Origin of the sequence: Halocynthiibacter styelae (genome assembly GCF_016123485.1) — a bacterium.
GTDB lineage: Bacteria > Pseudomonadota > Alphaproteobacteria > Rhodobacterales > Rhodobacteraceae > Halocynthiibacter > Halocynthiibacter styelae.
Genome location: NZ_JADCKQ010000001.1, coordinates 362,555 through 387,777, shown reverse-complemented (window position 1 = coordinate 387,777; position 25,223 = coordinate 362,555). Strand labels below are relative to the sequence as shown.

The 25,223-nt window shown below is 55.3% G+C and carries 24 protein-coding genes; 11 read left to right on the top strand and 13 right to left on the bottom strand.

Annotation, left to right across the window (positions count from 1 at the left end):
* Nucleotides 1-100: 100 nt before the first annotated feature.
* On the bottom strand, nucleotides 101-364 hold the full coding sequence (gene grxC / locus H1D41_RS01885) for a glutaredoxin 3 (protein WP_228847307.1): 264 nt from the start codon (nucleotides 362-364) through the stop codon (nucleotides 101-103).
* A gap of 116 nt (nucleotides 365-480) precedes the next feature.
* Nucleotides 481-1,386, bottom strand: a complete 906-nt coding sequence (locus tag H1D41_RS01880) for a LysR family transcriptional regulator (protein ID WP_228847306.1) — start codon at nucleotides 1,384-1,386, stop codon at nucleotides 481-483.
* 170 nt (nucleotides 1,387-1,556) lie between these two features.
* Between H1D41_RS01880 and H1D41_RS01875 the strand changes: the two genes are divergently transcribed.
* From H1D41_RS01875 to murI, 3 genes are all read left to right on the top strand, one after another.
* Complete coding sequence (locus H1D41_RS01875; protein WP_228847305.1) at nucleotides 1,557-4,949, top strand: indolepyruvate ferredoxin oxidoreductase family protein; 3,393 nt, start codon at nucleotides 1,557-1,559, stop codon at nucleotides 4,947-4,949.
* A gap of 228 nt (nucleotides 4,950-5,177) precedes the next feature.
* Entirely contained in the window at nucleotides 5,178-6,089 is a 912-nt protein-coding gene (locus H1D41_RS01870) for a lysophospholipid acyltransferase family protein (protein WP_228847304.1), read from the top strand.
* 28 nt (nucleotides 6,090-6,117) lie between these two features.
* A complete protein-coding gene (gene murI, locus H1D41_RS01865) occupies nucleotides 6,118-6,930 on the top strand; it encodes a glutamate racemase (protein WP_228847303.1) in 813 nt (270 codons plus the stop codon).
* A gap of 102 nt (nucleotides 6,931-7,032) precedes the next feature.
* Here murI and H1D41_RS01860 read toward each other — a convergent pair whose 3' ends face one another.
* The gene (locus H1D41_RS01860) at nucleotides 7,033-7,740 is read right to left on the bottom strand and encodes a hypothetical protein (protein ID WP_228847302.1); all 708 of its coding nucleotides are present in this window, start codon (nucleotides 7,738-7,740) and stop codon (nucleotides 7,033-7,035) included.
* 124 nt (nucleotides 7,741-7,864) lie between these two features.
* Here H1D41_RS01860 and argC point away from each other — a divergent pair, with 124 nt between their 5' ends.
* The 4 genes from argC (at nucleotide 7,865) to H1D41_RS01840 (ending at nucleotide 10,634) form a co-directional block, all read left to right on the top strand.
* Nucleotides 7,865-8,893: an N-acetyl-gamma-glutamyl-phosphate reductase gene (gene argC / locus H1D41_RS01855; protein ID WP_228847382.1), complete on the top strand. Its 1,029-nt coding sequence runs from the start codon at nucleotides 7,865-7,867 to the stop codon at nucleotides 8,891-8,893.
* A 39-nt stretch (nucleotides 8,894-8,932) separates the two neighbouring features.
* A complete protein-coding gene (ccmE, locus tag H1D41_RS01850; protein WP_228847301.1) occupies nucleotides 8,933-9,388 on the top strand; it encodes a cytochrome c maturation protein CcmE in 456 nt (151 codons plus the stop codon).
* A 93-nt stretch (nucleotides 9,389-9,481) separates the two neighbouring features.
* Entirely contained in the window at nucleotides 9,482-10,096 is a 615-nt protein-coding gene (locus tag H1D41_RS01845) for a holin-associated N-acetylmuramidase (protein ID WP_228847300.1), read from the top strand.
* 1 nt (nucleotide 10,097) lies between these two features.
* Complete coding sequence (locus H1D41_RS01840) at nucleotides 10,098-10,634, top strand: holin family protein (RefSeq protein ID WP_228847299.1); 537 nt, start codon at nucleotides 10,098-10,100, stop codon at nucleotides 10,632-10,634.
* On the opposite strand, the gene H1D41_RS01835 is transcribed toward H1D41_RS01840, so the two are convergent.
* Complete coding sequence (locus H1D41_RS01835) at nucleotides 10,623-11,324, bottom strand: NAD-dependent deacylase (protein WP_228847298.1); 702 nt, start codon at nucleotides 11,322-11,324, stop codon at nucleotides 10,623-10,625. The genes H1D41_RS01840 and H1D41_RS01835 overlap by 12 nt on opposite strands.
* 146 nt (nucleotides 11,325-11,470) lie before the next feature.
* Between H1D41_RS01835 and H1D41_RS01830 the strand changes: the two genes are divergently transcribed.
* From H1D41_RS01830 to H1D41_RS01820, 3 genes are read left to right on the top strand one after another with little or no spacing between them, the layout of a single operon-like run.
* Nucleotides 11,471-13,432 carry a heme lyase CcmF/NrfE family subunit gene (locus H1D41_RS01830; protein ID WP_228847297.1) on the top strand — a complete coding sequence of 654 codons (1,962 nt, stop codon included), beginning with the start codon at nucleotides 11,471-11,473 and terminating at the stop codon, nucleotides 13,430-13,432.
* Nucleotides 13,429-13,881 carry a cytochrome c-type biogenesis protein gene (locus H1D41_RS01825; protein ID WP_228847296.1) on the top strand — a complete coding sequence of 151 codons (453 nt, stop codon included), beginning with the start codon at nucleotides 13,429-13,431 and terminating at the stop codon, nucleotides 13,879-13,881. The genes H1D41_RS01830 and H1D41_RS01825 overlap by 4 nt, the downstream gene beginning before the upstream one ends.
* Nucleotides 13,882-13,907: 26 nt before the next feature.
* The gene (locus H1D41_RS01820; RefSeq protein WP_228847295.1) at nucleotides 13,908-14,684 is read left to right on the top strand and encodes an enoyl-CoA hydratase-related protein; all 777 of its coding nucleotides are present in this window, start codon (nucleotides 13,908-13,910) and stop codon (nucleotides 14,682-14,684) included.
* Here the strand turns inward: H1D41_RS01820 and H1D41_RS01815 are convergent.
* From H1D41_RS01815 to gltX, 4 genes are all read right to left on the bottom strand, one after another.
* The gene (locus H1D41_RS01815; RefSeq protein ID WP_228847294.1) at nucleotides 14,681-15,196 is read right to left on the bottom strand and encodes a DUF2087 domain-containing protein; all 516 of its coding nucleotides are present in this window, start codon (nucleotides 15,194-15,196) and stop codon (nucleotides 14,681-14,683) included. The two genes, H1D41_RS01820 and H1D41_RS01815, sit on opposite strands and share 4 nt — an antisense overlap.
* A 194-nt stretch (nucleotides 15,197-15,390) precedes the next feature.
* Nucleotides 15,391-15,807, bottom strand: coding sequence for a hypothetical protein (locus H1D41_RS01810; protein ID WP_107496136.1), 417 nt, complete (start codon nucleotides 15,805-15,807; stop codon nucleotides 15,391-15,393).
* A gap of 116 nt (nucleotides 15,808-15,923) precedes the next feature.
* Nucleotides 15,924-17,219 (bottom strand): citrate synthase, encoded by a 1,296-nt coding sequence (gene gltA, locus H1D41_RS01805; protein ID WP_228847293.1) that lies wholly within the window; start codon nucleotides 17,217-17,219, stop codon nucleotides 15,924-15,926.
* Between the two features lie 74 nt (nucleotides 17,220-17,293).
* Nucleotides 17,294-18,721 (bottom strand): glutamate--tRNA ligase, encoded by a 1,428-nt coding sequence (gene gltX, locus H1D41_RS01800; protein ID WP_228847292.1) that lies wholly within the window; start codon nucleotides 18,719-18,721, stop codon nucleotides 17,294-17,296.
* Nucleotides 18,722-18,852: 131 nt separating this feature from the next.
* On the opposite strand from gltX, the gene H1D41_RS01795 reads away from it, so the two are divergent.
* The gene (locus H1D41_RS01795) at nucleotides 18,853-20,982 is read left to right on the top strand and encodes a ComEC/Rec2 family competence protein (protein WP_228847291.1); all 2,130 of its coding nucleotides are present in this window, start codon (nucleotides 18,853-18,855) and stop codon (nucleotides 20,980-20,982) included.
* Here the strand turns inward: H1D41_RS01795 and lexA are convergent.
* The 5 genes from lexA to trpC all read right to left on the bottom strand — a co-directional run bounded on the left by lexA (nucleotide 20,976) and on the right by trpC (nucleotide 25,188).
* Nucleotides 20,976-21,668: a transcriptional repressor LexA gene (gene lexA, locus H1D41_RS01790; RefSeq protein ID WP_228847290.1), complete on the bottom strand. Its 693-nt coding sequence runs from the start codon at nucleotides 21,666-21,668 to the stop codon at nucleotides 20,976-20,978. The two genes, H1D41_RS01795 and lexA, sit on opposite strands and share 7 nt — an antisense overlap.
* 140 nt (nucleotides 21,669-21,808) lie before the next feature.
* Nucleotides 21,809-22,981, bottom strand: coding sequence for a molybdopterin molybdotransferase MoeA (locus tag H1D41_RS01785; protein ID WP_228847289.1), 1,173 nt, complete (start codon nucleotides 22,979-22,981; stop codon nucleotides 21,809-21,811).
* Entirely contained in the window at nucleotides 22,978-23,874 is an 897-nt protein-coding gene (locus H1D41_RS01780) for a GIY-YIG nuclease family protein (RefSeq protein WP_228847288.1), read from the bottom strand. Before H1D41_RS01780 ends, H1D41_RS01785 begins: the two co-directional genes overlap by 4 nt.
* Complete coding sequence (moaC, locus tag H1D41_RS01775; RefSeq protein ID WP_228847287.1) at nucleotides 23,871-24,365, bottom strand: cyclic pyranopterin monophosphate synthase MoaC; 495 nt, start codon at nucleotides 24,363-24,365, stop codon at nucleotides 23,871-23,873. Before moaC ends, H1D41_RS01780 begins: the two co-directional genes overlap by 4 nt.
* A 13-nt stretch (nucleotides 24,366-24,378) precedes the next feature.
* A complete protein-coding gene (trpC, locus tag H1D41_RS01770) occupies nucleotides 24,379-25,188 on the bottom strand; it encodes an indole-3-glycerol phosphate synthase TrpC (RefSeq protein WP_228847286.1) in 810 nt (269 codons plus the stop codon).
* Nucleotides 25,189-25,223 lie beyond the last annotated feature (35 nt).

Sequence of the window (25,223 nt, the reverse complement as noted above, 5' to 3'; positions counted from 1 at the left end):
GCCCGGGGTGCATGTCAGATAAAGTTATAGTCCAGGCCAGCGGTTTTTGATGATCGTGGAATGTTCTCAATACGCGGTGGTCCGAGAGCAATTGACGTTTCTATGCGGGGTTTAGCAAAGGATTCAGTTTTCCAGCCCGATCCAATGCGGTCAGTTCACTGTTCCCGCCCACATGAAAATCATCAATAAAGATCTGAGGCACGGTGGTTCGACCATTGCTGCGTGCGATCATTTCACGGCGCAAATCGGGATCATTTGTGATGTCATGATTCAGAAAGGCGACACCTTTCGCGTTCAGCAACGTCTTGGTTGCTTTGCAGTAAGGGCAGTAACCTTTGGTGTATATTACAATTTTCGGCTGCATTGCAGGGATCCTGATTCATTGGGTCAGGATGATATGTGGACCACAATGGTTCAGAAGCAACGGGCTAAGTCCGAACTTAACAATAAGTTTACCTGATCAGGGGGGAGAACTGCGTATTACATCGCCTGTTCGACCAGAATGCCTTTGCGGTGAATGATGATCTCTTCCTGCACAAAGTCCCGGAAAGCAGAGATACGCTTGGAAGCGCGCAATTCTTCGGGGTAGGCGAGGTAGACCGGCACTTCGACGCTTTTCTCATCTGGCAGCACTGGCACAAGGTCTGGCACGTCCTGTGTCACGTAATCTGGCAGAACACCGATGCCCAGGTCATGTTTTACGCCCTGAAGCACGCCGAAGTAATTGTTCACCGTCAGCATAGAGGGCACATTATAGGCCAGCAGGCGCTGCACAAAGCTGGCGGCGGCGTTGACCTGTTTGGATGTTGTGCGCTGACACAGCAGGCGGTGGTGTTTCAGATCCGCCAGTTCCGCGGGCGTGCCGTTCTGTTCCAGATAGCCCTGGCTTGCATAAAGCTGCATGGTGACGCTCATCAGGCGTTTGCGGATCAGATCCGCCTGGGACGGCTCTTTCATACGAATGGCAACGTCTGCCTCGCGCATGGGCAGGTCCAGCACGCGTTCCTCAAGCATCAGGTCAATTTTGATGTTGGGGTATTTCTCATAGAAATGGTGCAGGCGGGGGGCAAGCCACATCAGGCCAAAGCCAAGCGTGGTGGTGACGCGCAGCTCGCCATACATTTCTTCATCGCTGTCACGAATGCGTGCAGAGGCCGCATCAAGGCGTTTGGACATGGCTTTGGTGGCGTCAAACAGCAATTCACCCTGTTCCGTGAGAATCAGTCCGCGTGCGTGACGGTGGAATAATGTGGCATCCAGGCTCTCTTCCAGGGCCCGGATCTGCCGCGACACTGCAGATTGTGACAAATGCAACGTATCGCCTGCATGTGTCAGGCTGCCTGCGTCTGCAACTGCGTGAAATATTCTTAACTTATCCCAATCCATTTTTTGCTACTCTACCCTGATACGCGCTTTTTCTTTTCAGTTGTTACCCTAGACGAAACAATCTGAGTTGTGTGGTTTTTCTTCTTGGTAGGTCAGAAAATGTGACCTAATATTTGTGTTACATTGGACATATGCCCATGGGGAGTGGGCAGCATAGGGAGAAGCACGCGATGAGCCAGCCGAAAATCAGCCTGAACGACAGATTTGATCTGGAGAAAACCCCTGTGTTGCTGAACGGCACGCAGGCCCTGGTGCGCCTGATGCTGGCCCAGAAAGAACGTGACCGTGTAGCAGGGCTGAATACCGCTGGCTATGTGACGGGGTATCGTGGATCACCTCTTGGGGCTGTGGATTTGCAGATGTCTAAGGCTGAGAAACTGTTGACCGGATCCGATGTGCGGTTTGAACCTGGATTGAACGAAGACCTTGCCGCCACTGCCTTGTGGGGCAGTCAGCAGGCGGAATTGCGCGGGGAAGGCAAATACGACGGTGTTTATGGGCTTTGGTACGGCAAAGGCCCGGGTGTGGATCGTTCGGGTGATGTGATGCGTCATGCCAATATGGCGGGCACCAGTGCCATGGGCGGTGTGCTGATGGCCATGGGGGATGACCATACCGGGGAAAGCTCGACCACGTTGCACCAAAGTGACTGGGCCATGCTGGATGCCTATATGCCTGTGCTGTCCCCCGCTGGCGTGCAGGAGATCCTTGATTACGGTCACTACGGCTGGGCACTGTCGCGTTTCGCCGGGGTGTGGTGTGGTCTGAAGGTGATGAAAGACACGGTAGAGGCCACAGCGGTGGTTGACGGTGATCCGCACCGTATGAAGATCATCACGCCTGACTTTGAGATGCCGGAAGGTGGCTTGAACATCCGTTTGCAAGACACGCCCCATGCGCAGGAAGCGCGGATGATTGATTACAAACGCTTTGCCGCTGAGGAATTCGCGCGGGTCAATAAGATCAACCACCGCGTCTGGGGGAGGAAAGGCGCAAAGATTGGCTTTGTGGCGGCCGGTAAGAACTGGCTTGATCTGACACATGCGCTGCAACTTCTGGGGCTGGACGCAGAGGAATGCGAACGTCTGGGGATTACCACCTATAAGGTCGGGCAGGTCTGGCCGATGGATATGCAGGGCTTCCATGACTGGGCTGAAGGGCTGGATGTCATTGTTGCGGTGGAAGAGAAACGCAAGCTGATTGAAGTTCAGATCAAAGAAGCGATCTTTGATGATCGGCAAGGGCGACGAGTCTATGGGTGGTATAAGAACGGCGAAGAGCTGTTCCCAACCCGTATGGCGATTGACCCGATCATGATTGCCCGTGCTTTGGGGGATATCCTATGTGAGGAAGGGCGCGGCACCGATGGGGTGAAAGACGCGCTGGCAAAGCTTGATGCCGCCCAACGCGCAGATAACGCGCCCGATATCGCCGCCCGTCTGCCTTACTTCTGTTCCGGCTGTCCCCATAACAGTTCCACTAAGGTTCCTGATGGATCGCGCGCTTATGCGGGGATTGGTTGTCACTATATGGTGCAATGGATGGACCGCGAGACCACAGGCTTTACCCAAATGGGGGGGGAAGGGGCCAACTGGATTGGCGAAGCGCCGTTTTCCAACCGCGATCATGTGTTCCAGAACCTTGGGGATGGGACCTACAACCACTCGGGCATTCTGGCGATCCGGGCGGCTGTCGCGGCGAATACCAGGATGACCTATAAGATCCTGTATAATGATGCCGTCGCCATGACAGGTGGGCAAGACCATGAAGGCGATATTGATGCGCCTAAGATTGCCCGTGAAGTGCTGGCCATTGGGGTGAAGAAGCTGGTTGTTGTCTATGACGATAAGGAAGACGTTGTAAAAACCGCGTTCCCTGCCGGGCTTGAATTCTATGAGCGTGCGGATCTGATGGATGTGCAGAAACGTATGGCTACGATCGACGGTGTGTCCGCGATCCTGTATATCCAGACCTGCGCCGCTGAAAAACGTCGTCGTCGCAAACGTGGGCTGTTCCCCGATCCTGATAAGCGCGTGTTCATTAACCCTGATGTCTGTGAAGGCTGTGGGGATTGTGGGGTGCAATCTAACTGTGTGTCCATCGTACCTATTGAGACCGAACTGGGACGCAAGCGCGCGATTGATCAAAGCTCGTGTAATAAGGATTTCTCTTGTGTGAATGGCTTCTGTCCCAGCTTTGTGACGCTAGAGGGCGCAACCCCTAAGAAACGTGCCGCCGCTGCCTTTACCATCCCTGATCTGCCTGCGCCCAAGCTGCCCAAGATCAATGGCACCCATAATGTGATTATCACGGGGGTTGGTGGCACAGGTGTTGTGACCATCGGTGCGATCATGGCCCAAGCCGCCCATATAGACGGTAAAGGTGCTGGCATGATGGAGATGGCCGGCCTTGCGCAAAAAGGCGGTGCTGTGCATATCCATTGCCGTATTGCCGAGACACCGGAAGATATCAGCGCCATTCGCGTGGCGACGGGGGAAGCGGATGCTGTGATTGGCGGGGACCTTGTGACCACAGCCGGGTCCAAGACCATTGGCCTGATGACAGAGGGACGCACAGGGGCCGTTGTGAACAGCCAGGAGATCATCACAGGCGATTTCACCCGTGATACCGGGTTTCAGCTGCCGATGGATCAGCTGCATGTGCAGTTGCAGGCACGTCTGCGGGATCGATTGATGGTGCTGAATGCCTCTGAGATTGCCGAAGCTGCTATGGGGAATTCGATTTTCTCAAATATGATGATGCTGGGCGCGGCCTGGCAGGGCGGTCTGGTGCCTTTGTCCGAGGGGGCCATTCACGACGCGATCCGCCTGAATGGTCAGGCTGTCGACGGCAATTTGCGTGCCTTTGATCTTGGGCGCTGGGCGGCGCACGATCTGGATGCGGTGAAGGCCCTGGCAGCCCCGAAAGTGGTGGAGCTGCCGAAAACCCTGGATGATCGCATTGCCTACCGGATGGAACAGATTGAGGCGTATCAGGACGTGCATCTGGCAAAGACATACTTTGACCTTGTGATGCGTGCATCAGAAGGGGATCTGCGCGAGGCTATCGCGCTGGGCTATCATAAGCTTTTGACCTATAAGGACGAATATGAGGTGGCGCGCCTGCATTTGGCGACTGTTGCCAAGGCGAAAGACAGCTTTGATGGTGATTTCAAACCTCGTTTCCACCTCGCACCACCATTTATGGGGCAGGGCCATGGGGATCGCCCGAAGAAACGCGAATTCGGGGCGTGGATGCTGCCTGTCTTCCGTGTGCTGGCCAGGATGAAACGCCTGCGGGGTACTGCATTTGACCCATTTGGACGTACGTCCGAGCGTCGTATGGAGCGGGCTCTGATTGCGCAATATGAGGCGGATATGGGGATGATCCTGTCGGCGCTGACTGACGGCAATCTGGGTGTTGCCACGGAACTGGCCCGCCTGCCGCTGGAAATTCGCGGGTTTGGTCCGGTGAAGGCTGAAAATGAGGCCAGGGCTGCGAAAAAGCGCGAGGCTTTGTTGGCGCAGTTTCTGACCGGGTCCGCGCAGGTTGCTGCTGAATAAGCCGCGTGAGCATTGAGAGGTGTTGAGCGTGCCGGGGGCTGAGGAATTCAGTGCCCCGGCAAACAGTTAACAACCTCACAATGTTGGAAAACCAGAATTCCGGAATTCTGGAATACTGGTTTTCTGGAATGAGAGGGCGGAAAATCGTGGTGATCTGTCGTATTTCTGATAAAAATCTGTGACATACTGTTCTGAGTTTCCCGTTTCATCTTCCCCGGAGGATCAAAAATGCGCCAATCAAATCCTTTAAAACGCGTTAAAATCACCCGCGAACAACGCGAAGTCGCCCGCGACATCACTTACGCGCGCTCTGCTTCGACGCGCGGTGGGCGGGCTGTGATCCGGGTGCTTGAAAACGCCACCGGACGCATCAATCTGATCAAACGCGCCCGTGGTTATGACGCGGAGGTCGCAGAGGGGCGCAATTTCTGGGATGTGATCCCGGAACGCTATGGCCTGAGCTTGGATGTCGTCGGCGGCAGTCTGGACAATATCCCGGCCAATGGACCTTTGATCCTGGTTGCAAATCATCCATACGGCATTCTCGATGGTATGATGATGGGCAATATCCTGTCCCGTGTGCGCGGTGATTTTCGCATTCTGGCCCATAAGATTTTCCGCAAAGCCGAAGATCTGGACCGTGTCATTCTGCCGATCAGTTTTGATGAAACCAAAGAAGCCGTGAAAACCAACCTGAACACCCGCAAAACTGCGCTGAATTACCTGGCGGATGGCGGGGCGATTGGCATTTTTCCGGGTGGTACGGTGTCGACAGCGCAGACCCCGATGGCAACGCCGCTTGATCCGGTCTGGCGCAGTTTCACCGCAAAGATGATCGCGAAATCGGGTGCAACGGTGGTGCCGATCTATTTTGATGGCCAGAATTCGCGCTTGTTCCAGATTGCGTCACATCTGCACTATACGCTGCGGATGGCGCTGCTGATCAAGGAATTCAGGCGCCGCGTGGATGAACCGGTGCGTGTTGTTGTGGGTAAGCCCATTCCCCAGGCGGAACTGGACAGATTCGCGCAGGATCCGAAAGGCATGATGGATTTCCTGCGCAAAGCGACCTATGACTTGTCGCCAGAACCTGTGCCGGGTGTGCTAGGGTTTGAATTTGAAGAAAATCACCGGGCCTGAGAATGTCCGGATATACGAGGCAAAGATCATGGCAGTAGGTATTTTTGACAGTGGACTTGGCGGGCTGACAGTGCTGGAAGGCGCTGCGAGACATCTGCCGGATCAGGCCTTTGTCTACTACGGTGATCACGCCAACACGCCTTATGGTGTGCGCGCGGCCGATGATATTTACCAACTGACCAAAGCCGCGACGGAACGTCTGTGGGACGCGGGCTGTGATCTGGTGATCCTGGCTTGCAATACGGCCTCGGCCGTGGCTTTGCGTCGTATGCAAGAAGAAGGTTTGCCAAAAGGCAAACGCGTGCTGGGCGTCTTTGTGCCCCTGATCGAAGCCCTGACCGAACGCCAGTGGGGGGACAATTCCCCGCCACGTGAGGTTGACGTGAAACATGTTGCCCTGTTCGCGACACCGGCCACTGTTGCCAGCCGTGCGTTTCAGCGGGAACTGGCGTTTCGCGCGATTGGTGTCGATGTCGAAGCGCAGCCCTGTGGTGGCCTTGTTGATGCGATTGAGGACGGCGATGAAATGCTGGCCCAGGCGCTGGTACGGTCCCACGTGGAAGCCCTGCAACGCCGTATGCCAAAACCCCAGGCGGCAATCTTGGGTTGTACACATTACCCGCTGTTGAAAGACACGTTTCAGGCGGCTTTGGGCGAAGATGTTAAGGTGTTTTCCCAGGCGGATGTGGTTGCGGACAGCCTTGCGGATTATCTGAAACGTCATCCTGACATGCTGGGCACGGGGCAAGAGAACATGTTTCTGACTTCAGGCGATGCGAAACGTGTGTCTGATAAGGCGACGCAGTTCCTGAAACGCGAAATTACTTTTCAGGCCGGTTAACCCGCCGCACGGGGTGGAATTTGAATTCCATTAACAGAGATGCTATATAGAAAGCAGAAAGAGGAGAGATACATGTCAGGGCCACTTCCCCCAATCGTCTGATCAATCATTGCTTTCAAGGAAACCTTCCGGCTTTTCAGTCTGTTGGTTGATTTCTGCTATCCCATCTTTGGGTGCAATCTTCTTCAAGTCGCTTTCAACACGCGCATAGATATCTGCGGTGCGTTTGCCATCTTGCAAAGCCTGGACCATTTCGGCACCGCTTTGCAGAACATCCTGACCAATGTGTTGCAATCCATCCAGGGCGGCCTCCTTGCGCGGGGTGGAGAGGGCCACGAATTCATCGCTCTGCAATTTTTCGTAATAACGGTAGAACAAGCGGGAATGGTCGAAGAACCGGTCGCAGGCCACGATTTGGGATGGTTCCAGACGACGGCGGATACTGCGGTAATCTTCCCAGGTTGGGTCGTCGCTTTCAAAGGCGACAAAAGGGCGGAAGTCATCACCGCTGTCCCGGATCAGGGCTTTCAAGGCTTCAAGCCGGACGGGGGCTGTGGTGTCTTCGACGCTTTTACGATCAAATTCCACGTGGATTAGGATATCGATAACGACTTCGCGAAAATGCCGCCGACGATCCCGCCAGGCGCGGTAATTTGTCCAAAACCCGCTTAGCACCCGGCCGGTCAGCGCAATCAGCGCCCCGATTGCCAGAACCGCCAGCGCGCCGATAAGGCTGCGGCTGTCCAGTGCCAGAAGGCTGTCTACAAGGCCGGTAATTTCCGGACCAGCACCATCAGAAAACGAGGACATGAATACTCCACTCAAATTACCTGTCCACAATAGGGGCAGCGCGGGCCGGGTGACAAGAGTGTCGCGTTGACGAGGCCGGGTAAAAGGACTAGCCAGAACAGGAAGATAAGACATGGTGGCGCAAATGACCCATAAAATCGCAATTCTCGGTGCATCTGGTTACACAGGTGCGGAACTTGTTCGCTTGATCGCAACCCATCCTGAGATGGAGATTGTGGCCCTGGCGGCAGAGCGAAAAGCGGGCATGGAAATGCGCGACGTCTTTCCACATCTGCGCCATCTTGATCTGCCAACCCTTGTAAAGATTGGCGAAATTGATTTCTCGACGGTTGATCTGTGTTTCTGTGCTTTGCCGCATAAAACCAGCCAGGAAGTCATCAGCGCACTGCCTGCGGATCTGAAAATCGTAGATCTGTCCGCTGATTTCCGTCTGCGCGATCCTGAGGCCTATGAGACATGGTACGGCAACCCGCATTCTGCCATCGAGATGCAGAAAGAAGCGGTTTACGGCCTGACGGAATTCTACCGCGATCAGATTAAAAACGCCCGTCTTGTGGCCGGCACAGGCTGTAATGCTGCGACCGGACAGTTCGCTCTGCGTCCGCTGATCGAAGCCGATGTGATTGATCTGGATGAAATCATCATGGATCTGAAATGTGGTGTTTCCGGCGCTGGACGTGCGCTGAAAGAAAACCTGCTGCATGCGGAACTGGCAGAAGGGTATCACGCCTATGCGGTGGGTGGCACGCATCGTCATTTGGGTGAGTTCGATCAGGAGTTTTCCGCCATAGCAGGGCGTGAAGTGAAGATCCAGTTTACCCCGCATCTTTTGCCGACGAACCGGGGCATCCTTGCGACGTGTTACGTGAAGGGTGATGCGCAAGTCATTCATAAAGCTTTTGAAAATGCTTATGCGGATGAACCGTTCATTGAACTTTTGCCGCTGGGACAAGCACCATCCACGAAACATATCCGTGGGTCCAACTTCTGCCATATCGGCGTGGTTGCAGACCGGATTGAAGGGCGCACAATTGTTGTTGCAGCGCTGGATAACCTCACCAAAGGGTCTTCTGGCCAGGCGCTTCAGAATGCGAACCTTATGCTTGGTGTAGAGGAAACGACCGGTCTGATGCTGGCCCCGCTTTTCCCGTAACCCCATACCGACCAACCTTTCATAAAGGCAGGCAGAGAAATGAAATCACTGGAAAAGAAACGCCGCATTCAGGTGATCCTGGTGTCTTTCCTGGCAATTGCGGGCATTCTTGTGGCCCTGGCGTTTCTGCCCAAGGACGCGTTCCAGTATTTCAAATCCCCGTCTGAAGTCATGGCCGAACCGCCCCGCCAGGGTGAGGTTTTCCGCATTGGCGGCCTTGTGGAAGACGGGTCGCTGATCCGCGGTGAGGGGCTTGCTGTGACTTTCGCAGTGACTGATGGTGGCGCGACTGTGCCGGTCAGTTTTGTTGGCGTTCTGCCGGACCTGTTCACCGAAGGCCAGGGCATGGTTGGCACGGGATCCTGGGAAGAAGGTGTATTCCATGCCACTGAAATACTTGCCAAACATGACGAAGAGTATATGCCAAAAGAAGTTGTAGACGCGCTGAAAGAACAGGGTGTTTATCAACATGCGGGTGAAGACAGCGACAGCTGATTAACCCTGCGTACGGTGATATTTACGTGAATTAACACTTCCCCCTGATCCTGATCCCCGATGTGTAACTTTGATTACCCCGGGGGTTTTACGATGCGTGATGTACGTCAGCTGGCCGAAGAAATTGTCGCCCGTGAAGGTGGCTATGTGAATGATCCGGATGATCCGGGTGGGGCGACGAAATACGGTGTGACGCTTGCCACTTTGCGCCGCCTTGGGATCGATAAGACCGGGGACGGTCGGCTGACAGAGGCCGATGTCAGGCGTCTGACCCGTGCGGATGCGGTCGAAATTTATATGCGCCACTATTATCAGATCCCGAAGATTGATCGCCTGCCCGAAGGCCTGAGGCCGTCCGTTTTTGATATGTATGTGAATGCGGGCAGCAACGCGGTGAAAATTCTGCAACGGCTTTTGCGTCAGATGGGGCAATGGGTTGTGGTGGATGGTGTGATTGGTCCGCAGACGATCGCGGCTGCTGAAGTGGCCGAAGCAGCGGCGCCGTCCCATCTGGCGGATGCCTACGGGATTGCCCGGCGCAATTATTATTATCGTCTTGCGGATCAGCGTCCCGCCAGCCGCAAATACGCCCGCCGCCGGGATGGTGGCAAAGGTGGCTGGATCAGCCGGGCAGAGGAGTTCATTTCACCGCGCTACCACCTGTCTGATGATGAACACCGCAAACGCACAGCAGGATGGGGGGCGTAATATGGGGTTTCTGGAACGTATCTTCGGACTGGTTTTTGGTAGCGGGCGTAACATGGTGGTGGAAACCGCCGAGGTGTTCCGCGAAAACGCAGAAGCAGCGGGAAAACGGGGGGCGGACTTGCAGCAGGCGGCGCTTGCGCAATATGGGACAGAGTTTGCCCAGCCTCAACGTGGTATGTTTGATCGTCTGATGGATGCGCTGAACCGTCTGCCGCGTCCGGCACTGGCGCTTGGGACTTTGGGCCTGTTCATCAGTGCTATGGTGGATCCCCTGTGGTTTGGCGCGCGGATGCAGGGGCTTGCACTGGTGCCAGAGCCGCTTTGGTGGTTGTTGGGTGCGATTGTGTCTTTCTATTTTGGCGCGCGGCACCAGCAGAAAGACCAGGAATTTCAAAGATCGGTGGCGCAGACTATGGCACGTGTACCACGGGTCCTGGAAAACACAAAAGCGCTTCAGGCGCTGAAATCCGGGGCGGGACAATCTGAGGAGGCGAACGAGAATGCCGCGCTGAGCGAATGGCGTAATTCACGTTCTTAGGATCTGATCAACCCATTGCGGCACAACCTCTGTCGCGGGTCCGTGATGGCTTTCGGAGAAATCCCAGTGATTGTCAGAAGGTTCCAGGTTCAGCTCAACCGTATGCACGCCACGATTACGGGCGATTTCAACAAAGCCGGCGGCGGGGTAAACCGTACCGCTGGTGCCGATGGAGGTAAAAACCTCTGCCGCGTCCAGTGCCGCAAGGATCGCATCCATGTGATAGGGCATCTCACCAAACCAGACGATGTCCGGACGCATCTGTCCGAAATCACCACAGGACGGGCAGGGTATTTCAATCGTCAAATCTTCCTGCCAGGGCATACGCAGATCACAGGCCTGACACCAGGCTTTGCGCAGCTCGCCGTGCATATGAAACAGGTTTTTCGTGCCAGCCGTTTCATGCAGGTGATCAACATTTTGCGTCACCACCAAAACATCACCGGGATATTCCGCTTCTAGTCGGGCAAGGGCGTGATGTGCCGCGTTGGGTTCTTTACCGATCAACCCACGTCTGCGCATGTTATAGAATTCATGTACTTTTTTGGGATCCCGCGCGAAAGCCTGCGGATTGGCCAGATCCTGGACCACATTCCTGTTCCACAGCCCGCCCGCGCCACGAAACGTATCAATCCCCGATTCTGCCGAGATACCGGAACCGGTGAGGATCACAATGGTGGGATGTGTCATGGCATGCCTTTCCGTTTTCTGAAGACTATCCCTTAAATCGCCTGAAAAAGAACTACAAAAATCCACATGAGCCTGCGACAGTGCTGCACCGACAGGGGCCAGGGAATCTCTTTCGGCCCGGGCGTGGGCAGTGTAACTTGCGCCGCATGTATATCGAACTTGGCCATCTTTCCCTGATCCTTGCGTTGCCTGTCGCGCTGGTTCAGATGATCCTTCCCATGATCGGGGCGCAGCGCAATGATGCTGTCCTGATGCGTGTCGCAGCCCCCGCCGCACTGATGCAGTTTCTGCTGATCACCTTGTCTTTTCTGGCGCTGACCTGGGGGTTCGTGACCTCTGATTTCTCGCTGCAACTGGTGACGATTAACTCCCACAGTGCGAAGCCGATGCTTTATAAAATCAGCGGCGTTTGGGGCAATCACGAAGGGTCTGTTCTGCTTTGGGCGCTGATCCTTGCGCTGTTTGGTGCGGCGGCTGTGGTCTTTGGTAAAGACCTGCCGGATCGCCTGCGTGCACGGGTGTTGTCCGTGCAGGGAGCAGTTGGCTTGGCCTTTCTGGCTTTCATTATCTTCACCTCTAACCCATTCCTGCGGCTGGAATTCCCACCATTGAACGGGCAGGGACTGAACCCGCTTTTGCAGGACCCGGGCCTGGCCTTTCACCCGCCGTTTCTGTATCTTGGTTATGTTGGCCTTTCCATGGCGTTTTCATTCGCGGTCGCCGCCTTGCTTGAAGGCCGTGTCGACGCCGCCTGGGCCCGTTGGGTGCGGCCCTGGACGCTGGCCGCCTGGATCTTCCTGACCATCGGTATCGCGCTTGGGTCCTGGTGGGCCTATTACGAACTGGGCTGGGGTGGTTTCTGGTTCTGGGATCCGGTGGAAAACGCATCCTTCATGCCTTGGCTTGTGGCGACAGCCCTGCTGCATTCCGCGATTGTTGTAGAAAAACGTGAAACCCTGAAAAGCTGGACGATCCTGCTGGCAATTCTGGCCTTTGGCTTTTCCTTGATGGGCACATTCATCGTGCGGTCTGGTGTGCTGACATCGGTGCATGCTTTTGCCAATGACCCCGAGCGGGGCATGTTCATCCTGATTATCCTGGCCCTGTTCATGGGCGGCGCATTGACGCTATTCGCGGCCCGCGCCCATGTGATGGAAAGCAAAGGCGTTTTTGCCCTGGTCAGCCGTGAAAGTGGCCTGGTTCTGAACAATGTGCTGCTGGTGGTTTCAGCCTTTGTGGTCTTTGTCGGCACGATCTGGCCCGTGGTGTCAGAGCTTGCCTTTGACCGCCCGCTGTCCGTTGGTGCGCCCTTCTTTAATACCGCTTTCACGCCTTTCATTCTGGGGCTTGCGCTGTTTCTGCCGATTGGTGCGATGTTCTCCTGGAAGCGCGCCAAGGCAGGTCGTGTGGTCAAGACACTGGCGCTGGCTGGCCTGGTGGCGGTTTCCGCTGCGATCCTGCTTTGGGCGATGCAAACGGACAGATCCGCGCTTGGTCCGGTTGGGCTGTTCTGTGGCCTGTGGATTTTCCTCGGGTCTGTGACGGAACTCTGGCAGCGGGCGGGGCGCAAACCTGCACGCTTGCTGCGTTTGTCAGGTGCTGACTGGGGCAAATTCATATCGCACGCGGGCTTTGGCATTGTGATCTTTGGCATCGCGGGGCTTGTGGCCTGGGAAGAAGAAGACATCCGCATCGCACAAATCGGGGAAACCTTTGAGGTTGGCGCATTTTCCGTGACGCTGGAAGCGGTGGAAGAAGTGCAGGGGCCGAATTATTTCGCAACCCAGGGCCGCCTGCGGGTGGAACAGGATGGTGAGCTGATCGAAGTGCTTCACCCCGAACGCCGACGTTATCCGGTTGCCGGCATGCCAACAACAGAAGCTGGTATCAGCAATGGGCTGATGCGCGACATCTATCTTGTGGTAGGCGATGCGCAGGCCGGTGGCGGATATACGGTGCGTAGCCACATCAAACCTTTTGCGAACTGGATCTGGGGTGGGGCGATTTTCATGGCGCTTGGCGGGTTCTTCTCGCTGTTTGACCGTCGCCTGCGGGTGGCTGCCGGCAAACGATCCGGTGCAGCAAAATCAACGGGGGCACAGGCATGATCCGGCGCGCTTTTTCTATACTGATGTTGCTGTTTTTAACGCTGCCTGCTTTCGCGGTGGAGCCGGAAGAAATGCTTGCGGATCCGCTGTTGGAAACCCGGGCGCAATCGCTTGATGAAGTCATTCGTTGTGTGCAGTGCCAGAGCGAAAACATCGCATCTTCCAACGCAGATTGGGCGAAAGATGCACGTCTTATGGTGCGTCAGCTGCTGCTGGACGGGCGCGGCGATCAGGAAATCATGCAGTTTTTTGTTGAACGCTACGGTGAACGTGTGCTGATGACGCCGCAACTGAATGGATCCAATGTGATCCTTTGGGTGGCAGGGCCTTTGATGTTGCTCTTGTCGTTGGGCGGAATCTTCCTATATTCAAGAAAATCTAAACCGTCCGGTTCAGCCAGCCTGAGCGCCGCAGAAGAGGCGCGGTTGAAAGAATTGCTGGACGAATAAGGCGCCAAATGGGGCAGGAGAGAGACATGCAATACGAGACCATTCGCCTTAGCATCGAAAATGATGTTGCTATTCTCATGCTCGACCGCCCCGGGGCGAAAAATGCGCTGAATACTCAGATGCGTGCGGAAATCCTGCATGCGGTGAAAGAAGTGGAAAAATCTGCGCGCGCGCTGGCGATCACCGGCAATGGTTCGACGTTTTGCGCCGGGCAGGATCTGGGTGATCAGGCGAAGATCGACGATATCGATCTGGAACGCACCCTGCGCGAAGAATATGACCCGATGTTTGAGGCAATCTTCAACTGCCGTATTCCGACTCTGGCCGCGGTGAATGGTGCTGCTGCTGGCGTGGGCGCAAGCCTTGCCCTGGCCGCTGATGTGGTGATTGCCACGAAATCGGCGGTGTTTGTGCAGGCATTCTCACAGGTTGGCCTTATGCCCGATGGTGGCAGCACCTGGTGGCTGCCCCGTCAGGTTGGTGCGGCGCGTGCCATGGGCATGGCGCTTTTTGCGGAACCCGTCACTGCGGACAAAGCTGAAACCTGGGGTATGATCTGGGAAGCAGTGGCAGACGCGGATTTCACAGATCACTGGGCCAAACGTGTGGCGCAGCTGGCCAGCGGCCCGACCGTGACCTATCGCCAGACCAAACGTGCGCTGCGTGGTTCCTGGGAAAACACCCTGTCTGATCAGTTGGATGCAGAGGCCAGCATGCAGGGGCGTTGCGGCCAGACCCGGGATTTCAAAGAAGGCGTTGTCGCCTTCCTTGAAAACCGCAAAGCCGATTTTGAGGGACGTTAACGCCGCCCGCGAATTTCCCGGATCAGAAGCAGGGCCTCATCATGAGGTTCCTGTTCGATACGATAATAGGCACGCCCGTCGATCTCCCGCCGGGCAAGACCGTGATCAATCAGTGAACGGCGCATCAGAACATGATCACCGAAGCTGCTATGCTCCTTCAGAATTTCATTTACGTCTTGTTCAGTAATTGCGCGTCCTGGTGGAAGATCAGCCCAGAACACCCAGAGGCAAAGACCCTGAACCTGTGTCTGCTTCGGCCAGCGGATCATGACTCCCTGATCATCAAACACGCGCAGGGCCCGTTTCATCTGTGTGCTGTGCTGTTTCGTATCATCCGGACGAAGGGCTCTTGTTTTCAGGCTCTGATAATTCGCGTGACCTGCAGATTTTGCGATCAGGCCAAGCAGGGCCAGATGTCCGGGTGTTTCGTCGCGGGCGGTCAGTCCGGCACGCAGGGATTTTGCGAAATGGGACAGATCTTCAATATAAAGCGAGGTGGTGTCGCGAGACATAATGCATCCTTTGCATGACATGCGCAGCCCGTTGGGGTGTTGATGGTCGCCCTTGTCAACGGCGCATCTCTGTCAGAAGGAAGCGATGTTGTCTGTGTCTCTCGCAGGTTTAGCGTGGGTGAATCCCGGCGACGCCTCGGTGAACTGTGGACCGTATGGGGACGTTAACCGGGATATCTGGCAGGGGCAAGCCGTTATGGTGTGCTGTGCAGATCCGCGTAGACATGACCATTCGCAAACTCGCCACGCCACATATAACGGGTAGGGTGCCCTAACTGCATCAACACATGATCCATACCGCGCAGATCCATCCAGATGTTCAGTTCTTTTCGCTCTGCGATCCAGCTGGGGGGCTTTAGCCCCATACGATCTGCAAAGTGAATATACCCGGTGGTGACCTCAGAACTTGGGCTGGGTTTGCCATGCAGGCGCAGGGAGAACAGAGACTGCGATGCCGGATCTTGTACAGAATGCTGAAACCCGGCCGAAATCATGGTGTAACCTTCCACGATAAGGATCTGACGTGGCGCCAGAAACCTGTTGGGAATATCAGGAAGCGCTGCTTCGGGAAGGCTTTTTAATATGGCTTCAAAAATGGTATCACTGGACATGTTCACACCTCAGATAAAAGAAGTGGAACAGGGGTATTCCATGGAATTGAAGAAACCATGAAGAATTAAAAAAAAGCCCGCCGGAAGAGGCGGGCTTTTTAATGAGAATTTGAAACTTATCGTTTCTCAACATCCACATAATCACGGGCGCTTTCGCCCTGATACAGCTGACGTGGGCGGCCGATTTTCTGTTGTGGGTCACCGATCATTTCTTTCCACTGGGAAATCCAGCCGACAGTACGGGACAGGGCAAAGATTGGTGTGAACATAGAGGTCGGGAAACCCATCGCTTCAAGGATGATGCCGGAATAGAAATCCACATTCGGGAAAAGTTTCTTTTCTGCGAAATACGGATCATTCAGTGCGGCTTTCTCAAGCTCTTTCGCCACCTGAAGAACCGGATTGTTTTCAACGCCCAGCAGATCCAGAACTTCATCTGCAGACTGTTTCATCACAGTCGCGCGTGGATCGAAGTTTTTATAAACACGGTGACCAAAGCCCATCAGACGGAATGGATCATCCTTGTCCTTCGCGCGTGCGATATATTCAGGAATGCGATCAACAGAACCGATTTCTTTCAACATCTCAAGACAAGCCTGGTTCGCACCACCGTGGGCAGGGCCCCAGAGACACGCAATACCAGCTGCAATACAAGCGAAGGGGTTGGCACCGGAAGACCCAGCCAGACGCACAGTAGATGTAGATGCGTTCTGTTCGTGATCTGCATGCAGGGTCAGGATACGGTCCATCGCGCGGGACAGGATCGGGTTCACTTCGTAATCTTCTGCAGGCACGGCAAAGCACATGCGCAGGAAGTTAGACGCGTAATCCAGATCATTGCGCGGATAAACAAATGGCTGGCCGATGGAATATTTATAAGCCATCGCCGCGATTGTCGGCAGCTTCGCGATCATCCGGATTGATGCAACTTCGCGCTGATCCGGGTCGGAAATATCAAGGCTGTCGTGATAAAACGCAGACATAGCGCCAACAACACCCACCATGGTCGCCATAGGGTGGGCGTCACGGCGGAAACCACGGAAGAAGTTGTGCATCTGTTCGTGCACCATCGTGTGACGGGTCACGCGGCCTTCAAAATCTTCCAGTTCAGTTGCGGACGGCAGTTCACCATACAGCAGCAGATAGCAGACTTCGAGGTAATGGGATTTCTCAGCCAGCTGATCAATCGGATACCCACGGTGCAGCAGTTCGCCTTTGCCACCATCAATGAAGGTGATGGTCGAATCGCAGGACGCCGTGGATGTAAAGCCCGGATCATAGGTGAAGACGCCGCCATCAGCATACAGACGACGGATATCAATCACATCAGGGCCGGCAGTGGGAGAATAGATCGGCAATTCCAGCTCTTTATCACCAAAGCTGAGCTTTGCGGTTTTCTGTGTATCGGACATTCTATTCCCTTTCCTGTGGTGGATGTCGCCGCGGACCGGAGACATCTCTATATATTATTGCGTCTTATATAGGTTTATGTGGCACCACCTTCAGCGGCATCACGTAAACGTGCGCATGTTTCTTCGCGCCCAAGCACCAGCATCATGTCAAAGACGCTTGGTGTTGCCGCCCGACCGGCCAGGGCCGCACGCATGGGCCCCGCAAGTTTTCCGAATTTCATCTCATGCGCCGCGCAGAAATCATTTGCGCAGGCTTCAAGATCATCCCGTGTCCAACTAGCATTTTGCAGCTGCGGCGTCAATTCTTTCAGTATACAACGGGATACATCATCCAGATACTTTGCCGCTTTCTCTTCGATCTCAATCGGGCGTGAAATCAAGTTAAAGTGTGATTTAACAATGATATCCGCGAATTTCTTCGCGTTGCCTTTAATCGCATCCAACCCGGGTTCGATCAACGAAATCTGATCGCGAGTGAACGCAACGTCACTTTGAACATCGGCCCAATCTGCGATTTCATGCAGCAGTGCAGCATTTTCTTCGGCTGCAATATGCTGTCCGGACAGATTTTCGAGCTTCTTAAAGTCAAAGCGCGCGGCACCTTTGCCGATGCCGTTGAAATCGAACCACTCCAGCGCCTGCGTGTCAGAGAAGAATTCATCATCCCCATGACTCCAGCCCAGACGTGCCAGATAGTTACGCATCGCAGCGGCGGGATAGCCCATGGCCTTATATTCTTCCGCACCCAAAGCCCCATGGCGTTTGGACAGTTTCTTACCATCCTGACCATGGATCAGCGGAATATGGGCCCAAACAGGAACGTCCCAGCCCATGGCTTCGTATACCATCGTCTGGCGTGCGGCATTGGCCAGGTGGTCATCCCCCCGGATCACATGGGTCACGCCCATATCATGGTCATCCACAACAACCGCCAGCATATAAGTCGGCGTACCATCAGATCGTAAACAAATCATGTCATCGAGCGTGGAATTCTTAAACGTCACATCACCTTGCACCTGATCGCGGATCACAGTTTCACCGTCACGCGGGGCTTTGACACGGATCACATAGGGCAGATCCGGGTGATCCGCCGCAGCCACATCGCGCCAGGGCGACTGAAACAGGGTGGAACGACCGTCTTCCTTTGCCTGATCGCGAAACGCCTGAATTTCATCCTGGGTGGAAAAGCATTTATAGGCTCTGCCATTTGACAGCATGTCATGGGCGACTTCGGCGTGACGCGGCGCGCGTTCAAACTGACTGACGGCCTCGCCATCATAATCCAGACCCAGCCATTTCATCCCGCGAAGAATGGCCGCGTGGGCTTCAGGGGTAGAGCGTTCGCGGTCCGTGTCTTCAATACGCAGCAGGAATTTCCCGCCACGTCCCCGGGCATAAAGCCAGTTGAACAGGGCAGTGCGCGCACCGCCAATATGCAGATAACCGGTCGGAGACGGCGCGAAACGGGTGACAACAGGGCGGTCGGAAGTGGTGGCGTTCATAACGCGTTAACCTTTCTGGCATTAACTTGCTGTTAGGCATGAAGATAAGTTGCCCCGGTTTTACGGGGGCGGGGTCATCAAAACAAGATCGAAACGGTTTTCAGCGCAGAGTCTTAACAAAGAGAAAACACGTGTGGGCATACATCCGTCTGAATGAAGCGATTGCGCGGCAAAGGGGGCGCTTATTTTGCTGGTCTGCGGTGTGCCTGGGGGGCGGTGTCGGGCTTTATTTCGCACGGCCCGTTGAACCGGATGTCACCTTACTGTCATTTCTGGCGCTGATCTGCGGGATCTGCCTGACTATTCCGTTTTTCAGCAGCGAAACCCTGTCGCCGCTTTTTGCTGGTGTGGGATTGATCCTGGCCGGGCTTTTGGTTGCTGCCACCCATGCAAGGACTTCCGCCGCACCGGTTCTGGCCTATCGCTATTACGGCCCGGTCGAGGGACGGGTGATCGCGGTGGACCGGTCCCTTACAGGAAAAATCAGGATGACGCTGGATCAGGTCCTGCTGGCAGAGGTCGCGCCAGATCGTACGCCGGAAAAAGTCAGAATTTCACTACATGGGGATGCAGATCCCGATGCTGAAGCACGCTATCTCGGCTACATTGCTTTGCGGCCTGAACCCGGCCAGCATGTGGTTTTGACCGCAAATCTTTCACCGCCCCCTGGCCCCGCCGAACCCGGAGGCTTTGATTTCCGACGCTTTGCCTGGTTTCAGAAGTTGGGCGCGATTGGCTACACCCGGACGCCGATTCTGCAGATTGGCCCGCCACGTTTGAACGGGGTGCAAGTGCGGGTGAACCATCTGCGTGGTCAGCTGTCTGAACGTGTCCGCACCCGAATTTCAGGCGAAGCCGGCGCCTTCGCTGCGACGATCACAACCGGTGACAGATCGTCGATGTCTATTGAAACGACAGATGCCCTGCGTGCTTCAAACCTGTCCCATCTTCTGGCGATTTCGGGCCTGCATATGGGGCTTTTGACCGGATTTGTCTTTGCGAGTGCCCGCCTGTTTCTGGCTTTGATCCCGGGCATGGCCCTGCGCTTGCCGATCCGTAAAATCGCGGCGGTTGCTGCAATGATCACTGGGGCGGTCTATCTGGCGTTGTCGGGCGGAAATGTTGCGACGGTGCGGGCATTTATTATGGTCAGCGCCTTGTTCATTGCTGTTTTGCTGGGGCGGCGTGCACTGACGTTAAATTCCGTTGCCCTGGCGGCGTTGATTATTCTTTTGATCACACCCGAAGCGCTGCCCGGGCCGGGTTTTCAGATGTCATTTGCCGCGACCACGGCGCTGGTTGTTGTGTTTGGGGGGCTTCAACGCATTGAAGTGAACACTTGGCTACCCCGATGGTTGCGTCCGGTGTTCGCCGTGCTGGTGTCATCCTTTATCGCCGGCGCGGCCACCGCCCCAATTGCCGCCGCACACTTTAATCAGGTGGCACAATACGGGCTTTTGGCCAATGTTCTGTCTGTGCCAGTGATGGGCGTGCTGGTTGTGCCAGCCGGGGTTCTTGCCTTTTTACTGGAACCCCTGGGGCTGGGCTGGATCGGATTTCTTGTGATGGAAGCGGGGATCAATTGGATCCTCTGGGTGGCTGATTTTGTGTCCGGACTGGAGGGGGCGGTATGGAAGGTTCCAACGCCGGGACCGCTGGTACTGCCGCTGATCGCATTGGGCGCAATCTGGCTTGTCCTGTGGAATGGCAAGCTACGCGGGGCTGGAATCCTTTTGTTTTTTAGCGGGTTTTACGTCTGGGGCCTGGTGGAACGCCCCTTCATTCTGATTGCGGAAAGCGGGCGAATGATGGGGGTGCTGATGCCGGAAGGCCGGGCTGTGGTGAAAGCCCGGGGGGATGGATTTGCCGTGCGAACCTGGCTTGAAAATGATGGGGATACAGCCAGTCAGGAAGAAGCTGCTGCCCGTTCGGGGTTTCAGGATTACGCAGGTTTCAAAGCGTACAGGTTTGCCGGGCAGAATATCATTCTGTTGTCGGGGCGTGGGGTGAAAGCACAAATCTTTGATCTGTGTCAGTCGGGAAATATGCTGATTTACGGCGGCAGGACCGAAGGATTTCCGGATCTGGCCGACTGCCATTTCTTAACAGCAAGAGATTTGCGGCAAAGCGGCAGTCTTGCGATATATGGGCAAACAGTGGCCGGTACAGAACTAGAAATAGTATCGGCTGAAGAAATCGCAGGCAGAAGATTGTGGACATCGCGCCCGACCAGGACGCGATATCGTCAGGCTGATCAGTAAGTACGGATCAGGCCAACCAATTTACCCTGGACTTCAACCTGACCTGCTGGCAGCATCCGGGTTTCATAGGCCGGGTTTGCAGCCTCAAGCGCGATCATATCGCCATTGCGGTGAAAGCGTTTCAGGGTGGCTTCATAGCCTTCAATCTGTGCGACGACAATGTCACCGTTCTGGGCGGACATGGTTTCGCGGATCACAACCACATCACCACTGTTGATCCCCGCATCGATCATGGAATCGCCTTTGACCTCAAGCGCATAGTGGCGATCATTGCTGGTCAGCATCTGACCGGGGACACCAATATCGCGTGAACCGTCATCAAGGGCTTCGATCGGTACACCGGCAGCAATCTTGCCCATAATTGGCAGCGTCGCGATTGCAGTCGCGTGCACAGATTGTGCCTGTGGTGGTGTCTGATCCGGGCGGTCACCGTTGATGACCTGTGGTGTAAAGCCCGCAGAATTTTCCATGGCATCCGGCAGTTTTACGATTTCAATCGCACGGGCCCGATGGGCGAGACGGCGGATAAAGCCACGTTCTTCCAGCGCTGTGATCAGCCGGTGGATTCCGGATTTGGAGCGCAGATCCAGGGCTTCTTTCATTTCGTCAAAAGAGGGAGGCACGCCATCGCGCTGAACACGTTTGTTGATGAATGACAGCAGCTCAAGTTGCTTTTTCGTCAGCATATTTCAGACCCTCAGAAGTGTATGACGCGGGCCATATCGCACCCGACGTATCGTCTACGTTCAGCACCTGTTCTAGGGATGTTCTTGCTTTGTGTCAATACATTCGCAAAATGCTTAACAAATGATGACCAGGAAAGGGATCAAATGTCGATATATTCGACAGGGGTTCCTGCGAGCTGCAAATCTATGAAAGGGGGCACGACAACCAAAGCATTTGCACCAGCATAAACCGACAGAAGTGAACTGTCCTGGCGTTTGTGCACGGTCAGTTTCCCATCCTGCAGTGACGCGCGCATATAGTGTTCACGCGGACCATTGCTGCGCAAATCCTCAGTCAGCGGGGCGGTTTTGCGGGCCATAGGTTCCGCGTTGAACCCAAGCATATGACGCAACATGGGCAGAATGAAAATTTGTGCGCAAACCATTGAGGATACAGGATTTCCCGGCAGGCCAATCATGGGTGTATCGCCGATCTTTCCAGCCATCAGAGGTTTGCCCGGGCGCATGGCGACTTTGTAAAACGCAGGTTCCATCCCCATTGACGTTGCCACCGGGCGCACCAGATCATGATCACCGACAGAGGCACCGCCAAGGGTCACAATCAGATCGGCCCCGGCGCAAAGTTCAAATCCCTGACGCAGGCTGGATTCTGTATCCCGTGCAATCGGCAGCAGACGCACCTCTGCACCGTTGGCCTCAAGCAAAGCCTTCAGCCCGTAACCGTTTGACGCAATGATCTGATCTTCATTCGGGGTCTCGCCGGGTTGCACCAGTTCATCGCCTGTCGCCATGATTGCGATCACTGGTTTACGTGTCACGGTGACTTTCGGCTGATTCATAGCGGCCAGCAGGGCGATGTCGCCAGGTGTCAGAACGCGAGGGCCTTCCATCGCGAACCCTGCCTCAAAATCATTGCCTGCGGGGCGGATGTTGGCTTTGTCTTCAATCTCAGTATTCAGGGTGATAACATTGCCCTGACGGGTGGTGTCTTCCTGAATGATCACGTGATCACAACCCTCAGGCAGCGGGGCACCAGTAAAGATCCGTACACATTGTCCGGCCCGGACCTTACCTGTGTAACGCGCGCCAGCAGCACTTTCGCCGACAACCATGAACTGCGCCTGGGGCTGAAGTTCGACAGATTTCAACGCATAACCATCCATGGCGGAGGCGGCGAAAGGCGGTTGATTGCGTGCCGCTGCATGGGGCGTAATCAGCGTGCGCCCAGCGGCGTCTTTCAGATCGACAACTTCGCTGTTAAGCGGCGAGATCAGTGCGAAACAGGCATCCAGCGCCTCAGAAACAGAAATCATGTGTCATCCTTTGCAAGTTCATCCGCTTCCCACTGCTCGTATGTGCGACCGTCACTTTCTAGCTTCCAGTCGGTACGCCCATTGGAGGGGCGTCCATTGAGGATAGCAGCGGCGGCGCTGGGGCTGGAAAAGGCGTAGTTCTGTGTAAACTCCTGGTGGTTTTCTTTCACCAATGTGACACCAGCGGATCGTAGCTCTTCAAATAGCCTCAAATAGTTATGGGGGACCGCTACCCATTCCCTTCGTCCTTTAGAGCCCAACTGGACAACCATCTCGCCATTCTTCAGGATCGCGCGGGCATTAACACCTGTGCGCTCGGACTGAATAATAAAGGCGATCTCGCCAGGGGGCACATCCGGTTTCGATTCCGCCATCTCAGGAGCAGGGCGCGCTTTATTCAGGAACATATCCACACGGATCGCGGGCAAGACCATTTGCAGCGTCTCAAGGAAGCTTTCCATATTAGACGTCGCGGCTTCAGACAGGCTGCTGCGCGGCGGCGTATTGCCGTTATCAAGTGGCATGGTGCCAACCTCGCGCGCGATCTCAACCAGGCGGGCCTCAAGATATTTCACATGGGCTTTGTGCAGATTATTGGCGGCGGAGGTGATCAGAATGGCCGTATCCCACCAGTCTTTCTTTGCCGCATGGCTGCGCAGACGTTCACCCAGATCCTCAGATTCACCGATATAAGCCAGAGGTGTCCCGTCGCGTTCCCCCAGCAGCACGTAAACGCCGGTATATTTCGTTTCCGGACGTTGCAGCGCTTGTTTTAACTGTGTGCGGGGCAGGCGTAGAACATGGCCGGTCCAGTTGAACACCTCTGCGGTCAGCATCCCATCCGGGCGGCCGTTGATGAAGAAAAGTTCTAAGGATCGGCCTGCGGTGCTCATGAAGCCTCGTAGCGCCCGGATTTGCCGCCGTCTTTCAGGCGCACAGAAATCGCGCCGATCTCCATCGCCTTATCAATTGCCTTCAGCATGTCATAGACCGTCAGCGCCGCGGTGGAGACCGCTGTAAGCGCTTCCATCTCAACCCCGGTCTGACCGGTGGTTTTGACGGTGGCCTCAATCTGAACGCCAGGCAGGGTTGTGTCCGGTGTCAGTTCCACTGAAACTTTGGTGATCGGCAGGGGGTGGCACAGCGGGATGAGGTCAGAACATTTCTTTGCCCCCATGATCCCGGCCAGTTGTGCAACACCCAGAACATCACCCTTCTTAGCGCGATTTTCCTGAACCACAGAAAGGGTTTCCAGTTCCATTTTAATGTGGCCGGAAGCAACGGCAATGCGCGATGTCACTGCTTTTTCAGAAACATCCACCATATGCGCCTGACCATCTGCGTTGAAATGGGTCAGACCGGATGCATGTGTGTCTTCGCTCATCACGTCGATCCTTTCAGGCACCTGGCATCAGCGGGTCAGACAGCAGATCCCGGGTCGCGGTTTCCACGTCATCTTTGCGCATCAGGCTTTCGCCGATCAGGAAGGTCCGCGCACCCACACGGGCCATATCCGTCAGATCTTCGCGGGTGTTCAGACCACTTTCACAGACGATCAGACGGTCCTGCGGCACAAGGCGCGACAGACGACGGGTTGTATCAAGCGTGGTCTCAAAGGTCTTGAGATTGCGGTTGTTGATCCCCATCAACGGGCTTTTCAACTTGCAGGCGCGCTCAAGTTCTTCTTCGTTGTGAACCTCAAGCAGCACATCCATGCCCCAGGCAAAGGCTGCGTCTTCTAGTTCCTGCGCCTGGGCATCAGATGTCGACGCCAGAATGATCAGGATACAATCGGCCCCGAGCGCGCGGGCCTCGGCCACCTGGTAGGTGTCATACATGAAATCTTTGCGCAGGGCGGGCAGGGATGTCGCGTTGCGTGCAGCAACCAGGAATTCATCAGCGCCCTGGAAACTTGGCGTATCGGTCAGCACAGACAGGCAGGTCGCGCCGCCGTCTTCATAAGCTTTTGCCAGCACCGGCGGATTGAAGTCTTCGCGGATCAAGCCTTTGGACGGGCTTGCTTTTTTGACTTCTGCAATCAAAGCATAGCCGCTGTGGGTTGCTTTGTGCAGGGCGTCAGAAAATCCGCGTGTGGGGGAGGCGTCGCGTGCGCTTGCCTCGACCTCAGTGATGGAACGCACGGCCTTGCGGGCGGCGACGTCTTCAAGCTTGTAAGCTTTGATTTTATCAAGAACAGTCTGTGTCATGGCCAATGTTTACGCCGCTGACGCGACCCATGCAA